The sequence below is a fragment of the Bradyrhizobium sp. 18BD genome, from assembly GCF_054185225.1.
Map to the genome: position 1 here is coordinate 306,187 of NZ_JAVAYL010000002.1, position 10,893 is coordinate 317,079.

Annotated in this window: 12 protein-coding genes and 1 tRNA gene; 3 read left to right on the top strand and 10 right to left on the bottom strand. The window is 62.5% G+C overall.

Annotated elements, in window-relative coordinates; translation table 11 throughout:
• Positions 1-180: 180 nt before the first annotated feature.
• The 4 genes from RAD16_RS04615 to RAD16_RS04630 all read right to left on the bottom strand — a co-directional run bounded on the left by RAD16_RS04615 (position 181) and on the right by RAD16_RS04630 (position 4,706).
• Positions 181-1,422: an acetamidase/formamidase family protein gene (locus RAD16_RS04615; RefSeq protein ID WP_458156689.1), complete on the bottom strand. Its 1,242-nt coding sequence runs from the start codon at positions 1,420-1,422 to the stop codon at positions 181-183.
• A 49-nt stretch (positions 1,423-1,471) separates the two neighbouring features.
• Positions 1,472-3,094, bottom strand: coding sequence for an amino acid ABC transporter permease/ATP-binding protein (locus RAD16_RS04620; RefSeq protein ID WP_458156690.1), 1,623 nt, complete (start codon positions 3,092-3,094; stop codon positions 1,472-1,474).
• Positions 3,094-3,975 (bottom strand): ABC transporter substrate-binding protein, encoded by an 882-nt coding sequence (locus RAD16_RS04625; RefSeq protein ID WP_458156950.1) that lies wholly within the window; start codon positions 3,973-3,975, stop codon positions 3,094-3,096. The genes RAD16_RS04620 and RAD16_RS04625 overlap by 1 nt, the downstream gene beginning before the upstream one ends.
• A gap of 467 nt (positions 3,976-4,442) precedes the next feature.
• Positions 4,443-4,706, bottom strand: coding sequence for a hypothetical protein (locus RAD16_RS04630; protein ID WP_458156691.1), 264 nt, complete (start codon positions 4,704-4,706; stop codon positions 4,443-4,445).
• Positions 4,707-4,980: 274 nt separating this feature from the next.
• Here RAD16_RS04630 and RAD16_RS04635 point away from each other — a divergent pair, with 274 nt between their 5' ends.
• Positions 4,981-5,175 (top strand): hypothetical protein, encoded by a 195-nt coding sequence (locus tag RAD16_RS04635; protein WP_458156692.1) that lies wholly within the window; start codon positions 4,981-4,983, stop codon positions 5,173-5,175.
• A gap of 72 nt (positions 5,176-5,247) precedes the next feature.
• Here RAD16_RS04635 and RAD16_RS04640 read toward each other — a convergent pair whose 3' ends face one another.
• From RAD16_RS04640 to RAD16_RS04650, 3 genes are all read right to left on the bottom strand, one after another.
• Entirely contained in the window at positions 5,248-5,394 is a 147-nt protein-coding gene (locus RAD16_RS04640) for a hypothetical protein (RefSeq protein ID WP_458156693.1), read from the bottom strand.
• Between the two features lie 181 nt (positions 5,395-5,575).
• Positions 5,576-5,649 (bottom strand) — tRNA-Cys (locus RAD16_RS04645).
• 74 nt (positions 5,650-5,723) lie between these two features.
• Positions 5,724-6,032 carry a barstar family protein gene (locus RAD16_RS04650; protein WP_458156694.1) on the bottom strand — a complete coding sequence of 103 codons (309 nt, stop codon included), beginning with the start codon at positions 6,030-6,032 and terminating at the stop codon, positions 5,724-5,726.
• Between the two features lie 833 nt (positions 6,033-6,865).
• On the opposite strand from RAD16_RS04650, the gene RAD16_RS04655 reads away from it, so the two are divergent.
• Positions 6,866-7,198, top strand: coding sequence for a hypothetical protein (locus RAD16_RS04655; protein ID WP_458156695.1), 333 nt, complete (start codon positions 6,866-6,868; stop codon positions 7,196-7,198).
• A gap of 18 nt (positions 7,199-7,216) precedes the next feature.
• On the opposite strand, the gene RAD16_RS04660 is transcribed toward RAD16_RS04655, so the two are convergent.
• Positions 7,217-8,224: a glycosyltransferase family 2 protein gene (locus RAD16_RS04660; protein WP_458156696.1), complete on the bottom strand. Its 1,008-nt coding sequence runs from the start codon at positions 8,222-8,224 to the stop codon at positions 7,217-7,219.
• A gap of 496 nt (positions 8,225-8,720) precedes the next feature.
• Between RAD16_RS04660 and RAD16_RS04665 the strand changes: the two genes are divergently transcribed.
• Positions 8,721-8,957, top strand: coding sequence for a hypothetical protein (locus RAD16_RS04665; protein ID WP_458156697.1), 237 nt, complete (start codon positions 8,721-8,723; stop codon positions 8,955-8,957).
• 302 nt (positions 8,958-9,259) lie between these two features.
• Here the strand turns inward: RAD16_RS04665 and RAD16_RS04670 are convergent, their stop codons facing one another.
• Together RAD16_RS04670 and RAD16_RS04675 are read right to left on the bottom strand one after the other, a co-directional pair.
• Positions 9,260-9,442, bottom strand: coding sequence for a hypothetical protein (locus tag RAD16_RS04670; RefSeq protein WP_458156698.1), 183 nt, complete (start codon positions 9,440-9,442; stop codon positions 9,260-9,262).
• Positions 9,443-10,121: 679 nt separating this feature from the next.
• Positions 10,122-10,862, bottom strand: coding sequence for a tRNA-uridine aminocarboxypropyltransferase (locus RAD16_RS04675; protein WP_458156699.1), 741 nt, complete (start codon positions 10,860-10,862; stop codon positions 10,122-10,124).
• Positions 10,863-10,893 lie beyond the last annotated feature (31 nt).

The window sequence follows — 10,893 nt, forward strand, 5'->3', positions numbered from 1 at the left end:
CAAATGACCTTCCTTGTTCACGCCCTCATCCGGGAAATGGACTTTGCTTCAGAGTGTTAGAACCCAATGCTGGAGTTAAGCAGGATGCGTAGCCCGGATGGAGCGCAGCGTAATCCGGGACCCCTGTCGCTTGTGGCACGATTCCCGGATTGCGCTGCGCTCCATCCAGGCTACGGCCCATCAATCGCACCGAAAGATGTTCTTGCGGATCGTGCCGTGGACGCCCCAATTGGCATCGACGACCTGCGTGACGCCGAAATCGGCGCCCACCGACATCAGCGAGACCGCCTCGTCTTCGCTGAGGCCGTGCACCGTCATCAGGAACCGGCGCAGTTTTCTGAACGCGTCGCGCATCGCACGGTCGAGGCTCGAGTGATTGGCAATCTCGGTTTGCGCGTCGGCGCCGAGCGTGGCGAGATAGTTCGGATAGGTGAAGCCGTAGAACGACCAGGCGTGATCGGTCTCCAGCATCGGATGGTCGAGGCCTTCGAGATTGGTGCCGGCGAGGTCTGCCTTCTTGTGCAGGATGAACTCGAAATCGCCGGTCAGCGAGGTTTCGATCGCGGTGCCGCCGAGCTCGCTGTCGCCTTGCGCTGCATGGGGATCGCCGACCGAGAAATAGGCGCCGGGGACCGCGACCGGATAGAACATCCGCGCGCCCTTGCCGATGCGCCAGTCGTCGATGTTGCCGCCGGTATAGCTCGGCGGGATCGAGCTGACGAAATCGGCTTCCGATGGCGCGAGGCCCATGGTGCCGAAATGCAGCCGCGCCGGCACCTTCACGCTGGAGAGGATGTTCTCGCGCTTCCTGATGGTGGCGTGATCGACGCGGACGCCGGGATAGTCGATGGTGGGATGCACGATGCCGTCTGGGTCGGTCTGCGGGGTCCAGACGTAATTGTAGACCGCCTTGGCGTAAGGCTCGCCTGACGTGTCGAGCTCGAAGATGGTGACGACCTCGCGCGGCTTCGGCTCCTCGATCAGGTCGTGATAGTGAAAGCCCCAGTTCGCGGCCACGTTGGAGCCGAAGCAACGGCCGGCATGGCAGGCGCTGCAACTCGGCCGCGGCCGGACATCAAGAATGCGCACTTCAAGAATGTCGCCGGGCTCGGCGCCCTCGATCGCGACCGGGCCGGTGAGGAGATGCACGCCGATCCCCTCGCCTGCGCCGCGGATGAACGGACCTTCGACCGGGCCCGAGCCGCGGCGGGCGACGGCCTTGTGCTCGCGCGTCCACTGAAACACGCTCTCGGCGCCGGGATCGCCCTGGACCATGCGCTCGTAATCATCGTTGGCGTGATGGGTCAGCGTTTCGATGGTGGCGCGATCTCCGGAGCGGAGCGTCAGGGCCGGCGTGACCTTCTTGGAGAAATAGCCCCAGTGAACGGTCTTCGGCGAAACCGGCAGCGTGAAATGCTTCATGACGTGGCCTCATTAGGGAACGCGGGCTTGAACCTTGTGGAGACAGCGCTCATCGCACCGCCTCCGGAGTCTTGTCGGCTTCCATCACGCTGAGGAAACGCGCCGTCAGCGGATTGCGGGGGTTGGAGAGCACCTCGTGCGCCGGCCCCTCCTCGATGATCGCGCCGCCGCTTAAGAACGCGACGCGGTCGGCGACCTCGTCGGCGAACCGGATCTGGTGCGTCGAGATGATCATGGTGAGGCCGTCGTCGATCGCGAGGCGGCGGATCACTTCCAGCACTTCGTTGACGAGCTCGGGATCGAGCGCCGAGGTCGGCTCGTCCAGCAACAGCACGCTCGGGTTCGGTGCCAGCGCGCGGGCGATGGCGACGCGCTGCTGCTGACCTCCGGACAGATGCCGCGGCAGCGCATCGGCGCGATGCGAGAGACCAACGCGGTCGAGCAGCTCGGTGGCGCGGCGGTCGGCATCGATACGGGTCATGCCGTGGACCCAGCGCAGTGGCCCCGCGATGTTCTCCTTTGCCGAGAGATGGGCGAACAGATTGAACTGCTGGAACACCATGCCGACGCCGACGCTGGCGCGCTCGTTGGCAATGGCACGCGGTGACAGCGGCTTGCCGTCCTCGCCAAAGCCGAGGCGGCGGCCGCCGACGCGCACGGTGCCGGCATCCCAGTTCTCGAGATGGTTGATGCAGCGGAGCAGCGTGCTCTTGCCGGAGCCGCTGGGGCCGAGCAGCGCGACAACCTCGCCGACACGGACCGTCAGGTCGAGGCCGGCAAGCACCTTTTGCGGGCCGTAGCTCTTGGTGAGGTCCTTGGCTTCGACCGCGATGTTGTTGCGCGCGATCGTCGCGGCGCGGCGGGCGCGCTCCTCGCGGGTCAAGGCAAGCGGCGGCGTCTCGGGCAGCTCCGCCGGGGCGGGCTCGGGATCAACAGCCGCGGCTTCCGCGAGCTCCAGCTTGTTGCCGAGATCGACGCGGCGCCAGGGCAGGTAATCGGCGAGCTTGCGCTTGCGCCCTTTGGCGCGGTCGAGATCGAGCAGCCATTCGACGAAGAGCTGGATGCCGCTGATCGTGGCCGTGAGCACGAGATAGAGCAGGCCCGAGGCGAAGAAGATCGAGAAGAAGTCGAAGGTCGAGGACGCCAGTTGGGTCGAGCGCAGCGTCAGCTCCTGCACCGCGACGACGGAGGCCAGCGACGAGTTCTTCAACGCACTGACGGCCTCGTTGCCGAAGGCCGGGATCATGGTGCGGATCGCCTGCGGCGCGATCACCCGGCGCATCAGGATGGACGGCGTCATGCCGAGCGCCTGCCCTGCCGTCACCTGCCCGCGATCGACGCCGAGCACGCCGGCGCGCAGCATCTCGGCGATGAACGGCGCCTCGTTGCAGGCGAGCGCGAGGCCGGCCGCCAGCACCGCCGGCAGCTTGATGCCGATATGCGGCAGTGCGTCGTAGGCGAACACCATCTGCAGGATCAGCGGCGTGCCGCGGAAGATCACGGTGTAGCCCCGGGCGATCGCCGCCAGGGGCCAGAAGCGCGAGAGCTGCATGCCGGCGAGAATCAATCCCAGGATCAATCCGCCGCCGAGCCCGAGGGCCGTCACCTCGAGGGTGAGCTCGATGCCCTCGAGCAGATAGGGCATGCTCAGATAATGGAGGAACAGCGACATCAGTCAGCCGTCAGAATGTCGGGCTCCTTGAAATTGTTCACATCGAGCCCGTGCTTCTTCAGAAGCTCCATGTGCGTGCCGGCCTTCTGCACCTCGATCAGTGCGGCGAGCACGGCGTCGCGGAATTTCGGCTTGTCCTTGGGAACGGCGATGCCGACCGAATACGGGATCGTCACCGCGATCGCCTTCTCCAGCTTGTCCGGATAGGCCTTGACCGCGCTGTCTACGGTGTTGACGTCGTTGATGTAGGTGTCGGCGCGGCCGGCGAGGATCGCCTGGATGCAGTTGGCGTTGTTGTCATAGAGCTGGATGGTCGGCTCTGCCTTGCCGGCCTTCTTGCACTCCGGGATCAGGGCCTGGATCAGGGGCACCTCGACATAGCCGGTGTTCTCGGCGGCGGCCGTGCCGCACATCGATATGTTGATGCCGTTGATGCCCTTCGGATTGCCCTTGGCCACCAGCACGCCGTCGAACACCTTCGAATAGGTGATGAAGTCGGCGGCCTTGGCCCGCTCCTTGGTGGCGTAGATATCCGAAATGACAATGTCGGCCTGGCCGGCCGCGAGCGTGGTCAGCAGCGCTGCGAACGTCACCGGCTTGTAGGTCAGCTTGAAGCCGAGGCATTCGCCGATGGCTTCGCCGAGATCGATGTCGAAGCCGATATATTTGTTGGGATCCTTGGGATCGATGGTCTCATAGCCGGGCGTATGCGGGTTGATGGCGTTGACGAGCGTCTTGCCCTTCCAGTCCGGATATTTCTCCTGGAGCGCGGTGCAGGCAGCGGGTGCCGCAGCCTGCGCGCTCAGCGGTGCACCAGCAACCAGGCCGGCAGCGATGGTGGCGCCGAGCGCGAGCTTGCGCCATGGCAATGCGCGCGACATCCCCCGCTGCGCCTGGGACAAAACCCGTCTCTCCATCTCCAACTCCCTCGAATTGCCATGGCACTGGCCATGTTCCAGATCTCGGGAGCGAGCCTAGGTGGAGCGGCCCGCGAAAAGCTTGTCCGCGGGCGTACAAAAAATTGGACGGATGGGGCCCGCGCTTTGGGCAAGGGGCTGCACAAAAACTGTTCGTGCGCGATGCGTATTACGGCACGCAATTCCGAATTCGGGGGAACCAAATCATCCCAAATGGCGCAACAATTGGCGCGATCCGAGAATCAGATGTTGAGGTTGTTTTACAGAGATGTGAGGATTGCTGGCGCAAATGCTGCGCAAAAATCGAGATAACCGCGTCAGGTATCCACAGCACTCCACAGCCTGTCCGCAGCATATCCACAGGCTCACCATGGCGGATTCGCGAGGTCGCGCGGGATACTTGCTGCGCACAAACCCACAGGTCAGCCATGTCAGCCGCCGGCCTGATCGAACACGGTGCGGCAAGCTTCGCTCAAGCTTGATCGGTTACGGCGCAGGCAGGCCGTGATGGCGCGGACATTGGGGATCTTGCCGGCACAGAGCCTGTAGACGTCGGGGGTGCAGGCCCGGCGCTGTTCGGGTGTTCCCTGCTGCGCCTGGGCGGCGGTGGCGAACAGGGTGAGGAACAGCCCGACAGTCGAGGCGCGACGCGCCCGGCTCTTCACACCCGCAAACCGCAAGAACCTTGCCTTCATGACCAAGTCTCCTGTCTGCCCTGCCCGCCCCCGGCCCTCGCTGGCCGGCGTCTCGCGAAGGGGTAGGAGAAATAAATCGCGGGGGATGTGATCTCTTTCACACTGAGGCCGGCTGGGGGAACCTTAGGGTTCCACCGGGATTTCCGGGGCCGTCTTTACAAATCGCTAACCAACCGGGACCCCATCGCCGGATCGTTAAAATGCGAACGATCGGCTCAATCGGGTGACAAACCGGCTTTGCGACATTGCGCCATCCGCGTTCTGCGAGGGTGTGATGAGCGAAGCCGAATTCAATCTGATGCTGGATGCCGTGCGGGACGCCATGGTCTACGAAGATATCGCGCCTGAGCCGCAGGAGGACTTCGTGCCCCGCTCGTGGTCGTACGTCGCGACGCCCAAAGCCGCCAACGACAACGAGGGCGCCTGGCCCCTACTGCCGTTTCCGGACGGCTGGTACGCGACCTGCTGACGCCCCTCTTTCAACGTGACCCGATGCGCCCGCTTCACGCGGGCGTTTTGCTATCGACTGTTGCAACCCCGATCAGGTCTTGACGCGCTCCTCGCCGCCCTGCGGCGTTCGATCGGGGGCCGTCGGCGGGAAGATGCTGTCATAGATCGCGCGCGCCTCGGCAATGAGGCGGGCCCGCTCCAGCTCGGATTTCGGGACAAATCGGACGATGTCGCCCACGTGGTCTCCAGCGCTCGTTGATGGAAAATGCATCACTTCGCAGATGCGAAGACTATGCCATCGGGCCTGAATCGGGGGGTTCAGACCACCCCCAAGCGAACCCGGTGTGCGAGCTGCGGCCAGCCGCGTCGTCCCGCCCGAGCGCGGATCAGATTTGTGCTGGAATATCAGGATGTTGTGATGGAGGCCACGACCAGAATTGAACTGGTGTACACGGTTTTGCAGACCGTTGCGTAACCACTCCGCCACGTGGCCCCACTGCGGAATGCCTTAGACATTTCCGCCGTTTGTCGCAAGGGCAACGGACGCCCTGTGAGTGGGTCTCAGTCCTAATTTGCGATCTCCAGCCTGACCGCAACGTCCTCGCCTATTCGGGCAAGCCTTCTGATTCGCGTGTCTTCAATCGCGGACGAAAAATCCTGAATCGTTTCCCTGAGTTCGAGAGGCACACCCGCCACATTCACGATCCTGATGAGGTAAGGTGGCCTCAGGGCGTTCATGCCGCCTCCAAAGATCGAATCCAGGAACGCACCCACAATGTCGCCGTGCCATGTCGGCGCTCCGATCGCGGACTTGAGAGCCGACCGAAAATCGTCAGCATTTTTCCAGCTGCTGGCGTCGAGTTCTATTATGTGCATGGTCGGGCCGATCGAGCCCTATTTCGTCATATCTAACCAGACTCAAGTGAAGACCGTTTGCCGCGGCGGAAATAGCGCCGGCGTCCCTTCGCCCGCGAGGAACACACACGGCTCACCGAGGCATCGGCGCAGGGAGCACGTCTAAACCGGCCCTATGCTGATCCGGAAGCTACCGCGCGCAAGCTCGTCGAGATCGCCGCCGCCACCCCGGCCGGATCTACATCGAGCACGTCAACGCGCAGTTCGTGGCTCCTGCTGACCTGCAGCCGCGGTCACCCGGAGTTCGGCAACGACCTCCGATACGTGATCGACCACGGCCGGCTCTGGATGCACGAAAGCGGCGCCTATCTGAAGCTGATGCCTCCGGGCCAGGACCTGTTAGCCTCCACGTAGGAAGCACTGTTTCGGATTAGGCCACGGACTCTGGAATATTCGGAAACCTAGGAACGAGCGGGCCGAGGTTGGCTTGTGCTTGCGGTGACAGTCTCAGTCCCACGAGGCATGTCCCGAGGCCCCAGCATCATCACGCCCCCTGGCCCGATGTTGGGGCCGTTTTTTTTCCGAGGCACGCGTTGGACGAGGCTTGGAGAGTGGTCTTGGCGATCAGTGCGACGGCTGTTGTCGCCGCCGGTGCCTACTTTGCCATACGATTCATCATTGGATTGCAGCTTTGGTTCCAGTCACAATCGATAGTTCACCGCCGATTCACCCATGTTATTGCAAGGGTTTCTGGAGCGGGAAAAAGTGGCAATACGGGCTGGAGGCAATGAGGGCCGCTGTTTCCGGAAGGACAGCGGTCCCTTAATTTTTGAGTTGTCCTGGATCGTTCGATCGTGCGGCTCGATCGCGATATCTATTTGGTGCTCGAAGATTTTGGCGCGAACGCGGGCTGCGCGTGGCGGGAAACCGATGAAGCCGATACCGACCTCGAGACCGTGATCCGGCACATCCTGTCTGGCGAATATACCTACCCGGTCCGGATCGTGGCCTTTCACCCGACCGAAAGATGGAGCCGCGACGCGACTGCAGATATCGCTGACGCCGTCGCGCAGCGGGCGATCGACACGGACACAGAGGTCTCGCCGGCGCTGCAAGCGTTCATCGCTGCCAACGGCTCGCGTGCCTTCGACGTCCAGCTTTCCCTCCCCCTGGAGGGCGCCGCCTGAAATCGATTAATGGCACCATCAGATCAGGGCGTTTCCAAAAGAAAACACGCATAGGATCGTCCCCGGCGCGCGCGCCCACGCTTGCATGGCCTTGTTGGCAGCCCGTAAAACCGACGGGCGCAGGATTTGAATTGCATCGCGGATGGATACACTGATCGGCTGACGGCCGATCCGGCCGCGCAGTCGAGCAACCCGCAGCGCGCGCACCATCGTTTCGGGATCCGGAAGGCCTCTTTTATCTTTCAAAAGGGTCCACGTCAGACGCTTGAGATCGAACGTCTCCTGATCAATTTGAGGGAACGATCCGGAGGCCGTGATGCTGGCATGGTCGGTCATATCGTAGAAGACAAGACCATCGTCGATCGCCACCATATCGCCATGGCAGGCCAGATCGACGAAGAACAGTTGGTCCACCCCCCAACTTATCGACCGGTGGTTTCGCATCCGGCAGCCGGCTCTGACGACTTTGCTGTTGACCAGCAATGTCGAAGGGACAATCCCGAGCAGCCGTGTCTTGCCCGCCAAATAAAGATCCGCGAGGCACTCCTGGCTCGAATACAGGTAGGTCTCGCTTCCTCGGCGGTACCTTATGCCTTTGTCCTGAACTAGATGGCATGTTGAGGTTATGAATGCCGCGCCTGGATAAGTCGTCGCTAGTTCAGCGAACCTCCGGAGCGCCCCTGGCGCGAGCCAGTCGTCGTCATGCAACAATTTGATCCAGTGGCCGGAGCACGCAAGCATCGCGTTATTTGTGTTGTCGACCTGACCACGGCCTCTTCGGTTTTCGATAATTTGGATGCGCGGCTCCTCGCGGGCGTACTCGCACAGGATACGCCAAGTCTCCCCCATCGGCCCTTCGTCATCGCTTATAACCAGCTCCCAATCGGAGACGCCTTGCTGCAGCACACTTTCGACCGCACGGCGCAGCATGTCTGGACGGCGGAAGGTGGGTATGGCGACCGAAATGAGTGGCTGACGTTCCGAGCCTCGAGTTCGGCTGCACGGTTCGGCCTGCAACTTGTCCATGCGGAGCTCCTCAGTGATCGCGGCGGTGGCGTACGTATGGAGGTCGTCGTCGGCAGGTCGGGGCGCAACTGATCCGAAGGCAACGCCGAACGGTCTCGCGCTGAGCAAGGTGACTTCGCCGGACGCTGGACACTGAGAGGAGCATAGTCATCGTCCATATGCATGACGGCCGGCCGTTCGCCGCGATGTTGGAGCAGACATAACGGCGAGACGATTCACATATGTTAATGTCGATGCAACCTAGCACAGGGAAAACTCGGCAGAACACGCGTTGGCTAGTGAACCAATGATTCGCGCGCCATGCCCATTGCCGCTAATTTTAGCGGCCATTTTGGCACTATCCGACTATTTGAGCATTTTTCGATAATCGTGAATGCGGTTCGGCTCTACCGGGAAGAGTCGGCATTCCCGCTTCCGCTGAGCTTCTCGTCTTGGAAATCGTGAAGCCAATGGAGCGACGTTGAGCGCAGCTTAATGTCAGCTGGAGGCATCAACTATGGAACATCTCGGAAAGGGCGAAATCCTCGCGCTCGCCGTTTTGGCAGTGCTCCTGGTTTTGATTGGCGTCGGCGCGGTTTCGATATGGAATGCGAGGGGAGTTCAGATCGGCAATTACGGCTGGATCACGCTATGCGTCGGCCTGTTTTTCTCTGTGCTCGTCGGATGCGGACTAATGGTGCCGATTTTCCTTGGCGGCCGCGGCGGTCACGACGACAGGTCTGATCCCTTTTGAAGGAAGTCGGCCCCGGCCTGTGGGGGCTTTGAGGGGTGTAAGGCCGGGGCCGCTGGAGGTGCTTGGTATCGGTTGCACCAAGCAATGGCGAGCCTACTGAGATCGAAGCTATTGCTCCGTTCGATTTCGCACAGTTCGATTGCATATTTCTCCCGATCGGATTCACATAGGTCAATGCAATCGAGGAATGCGCGCTACCTACTCGCCGGCTCGCCAGGAAGTGAACGGGAGGGCGCTACGCAGTCGAGCTTCGGCAGCTTGCGCGTAGGATCGCGCGATATCCGTCGCACGCGAACTAGGCCTCAGGGATCCTCGGTGAGGAACGGTTCCTGCGTCTTGCGGCCGAGGAAGGTGTCGGGGCGCGGCAGTTTCAACACCTCAAGGCATTCCCAATAGGCGGCTAGGCAACGAGCATAGAGCAAGGCGAAACGCGCATGGTCTTCGCGGTACGGCCGATAGACGGCTCGGGATCGCTCGTGGGTCATACAGGCGACGCTTCCGCGTACGCTGCCAACTGAGAGGGCCGCCTACGCTGCCCTTTTATGGAAGGGCGCGGACAGCTTCTCTGGTGGCACCACTGCCGGCTCAATGGTCGACGCGGTCTCGCTGGTTCGGTAGCAATTTGGGCAATGGAACAGATGCGCGATGGTATTTGGACCAACAAGGGTCGAGCGCGTCCATCGCATTTCGACGCGACAATTCGGACAGACTGGCTGCTCTAATTCGTCAAGTGATCGCTTGAGCCTGTCCACGCGCAAAACTCGCCACTTATCTTGTTACCTCTCAATAGATACGGACGCTTCAAAACTCAAGTTAGGACACTGGGGCCATGACGAAGGGGCCATGACGAACTTCGAGGAACCATGGCTGGAGTTTCGGCTTGGGAGTCTCGCTGGCCCGCCGTCGGGTCGGCGGAGCGGCCCCGGCCCATACCCTCAACCCCTGCGAGCCGGGGCCGTCTTCCTCACGGAACCTTCGCTGTCCGATTCGCCAATCAGCGCCAGCGTGCCCCAACGATCGAGCCGCACTGCCTGTGCCAGGAGTTCCTTCGCTGCGGCCTGAATACGACTCCGATACCGCGCAGGATCGCCGGCTTATCGGCGAATCGTCTCGACCGCCTGCCTCCCGCGGGCCAATCAACCGGATGGATGAGGATGGCCGCGATCAGGCGCGCTTGCCGCGCCGGAAGCCGCGGCGGCGGTCCTTGGCGACCGGCTTTGGCGCCAGTTCCGGCATCTCGTCCTGGACCTCGCGGTAGCGTGTCAGCATCCGTTCAAAGCTCGCGTTCAGCGTCTCGGCGATATCGGGCCGCCGCTCGAGGCCGGCCAGGATCGAGGCGGCGGCCTCGATCGTCGACAGTCCGTCCTTGCGCGGCTCCTTGCGCAGCCGCCCGTAGCGCGACGGGTGCGCCGGATTGAGGATCACGCGCTGGCATTTGAGCATCCAGGGATTGCGCCACCACAGCGCCTTGGCCTGGCTCCAGGTGCCGTCGAGCAGCACCACGCCCTCGAGCTTGCCCAGGCGCGTACGCTGGTTGTCCGCGACTTCGCCCTTGCGGTTGAGCGCCACGATCTCGCCTTCCGCGTCGAGATCGTCCGCGCGCGCCGAGCCGAGATAGAGCACGGCCCAATGCGAGGCGTTCTCGACCGGCCGGCCCAGCGCTTTGGACAGGCTCGGCCAGGACAGGCCGACCCGCACGGTGGCGTCTTCAAAATGCTTGGCCAGCAGCCGCGCGGTGCCGAGCGCCCTGTCCTGCTCCTGCGGATGCTGGAGGATCAGGAGCGAAAGCCGATTTTCAATCGGCGTGACGCTGTCGCAGATGCAGAGCGGCATCGGCTTCTGGCAGTGCGGGCATTCGGGAATCGGCTCGGGAGCTACGGCCGCGGTCTCGGACGGATGTGACATGGTCGCCGCTATACGCTCTGCGCGGCGCCGC

Excerpts from the sequence above, each read along its gene's own strand:
- RAD16_RS04615 (WP_458156689.1), bottom strand. The coding sequence starts at position 1,422 with ATGAAGCATTTCACGCTGCCGGTTTCGCCGAAGACCGTTCACTGGGGC.
- RAD16_RS04620 (WP_458156690.1), bottom strand. The coding sequence starts at position 3,094 with ATGTCGCTGTTCCTCCATTATCTGAGCATGCCCTATCTGCTCGAGGGC.
- RAD16_RS04625 (WP_458156950.1), bottom strand. The coding sequence starts at position 3,975 with ATGTCGCGCGCATTGCCATGGCGCAAGCTCGCGCTCGGCGCCACCATC.
- RAD16_RS04630 (WP_458156691.1), bottom strand. The coding sequence starts at position 4,706 with ATGAAGGCAAGGTTCTTGCGGTTTGCGGGTGTGAAGAGCCGGGCGCGT.
- RAD16_RS04635 (WP_458156692.1), top strand. The coding sequence starts at position 4,981 with ATGAGCGAAGCCGAATTCAATCTGATGCTGGATGCCGTGCGGGACGCC.
- RAD16_RS04650 (WP_458156694.1), bottom strand. The coding sequence starts at position 6,032 with ATGCACATAATAGAACTCGACGCCAGCAGCTGGAAAAATGCTGACGAT.
- RAD16_RS04660 (WP_458156696.1), bottom strand. The coding sequence starts at position 8,224 with ATGGACAAGTTGCAGGCCGAACCGTGCAGCCGAACTCGAGGCTCGGAA.
- RAD16_RS04665 (WP_458156697.1), top strand. The coding sequence starts at position 8,721 with ATGGAACATCTCGGAAAGGGCGAAATCCTCGCGCTCGCCGTTTTGGCA.
- RAD16_RS04670 (WP_458156698.1), bottom strand. The coding sequence starts at position 9,442 with ATGACCCACGAGCGATCCCGAGCCGTCTATCGGCCGTACCGCGAAGAC.
- RAD16_RS04675 (WP_458156699.1), bottom strand. The coding sequence starts at position 10,862 with ATGTCACATCCGTCCGAGACCGCGGCCGTAGCTCCCGAGCCGATTCCC.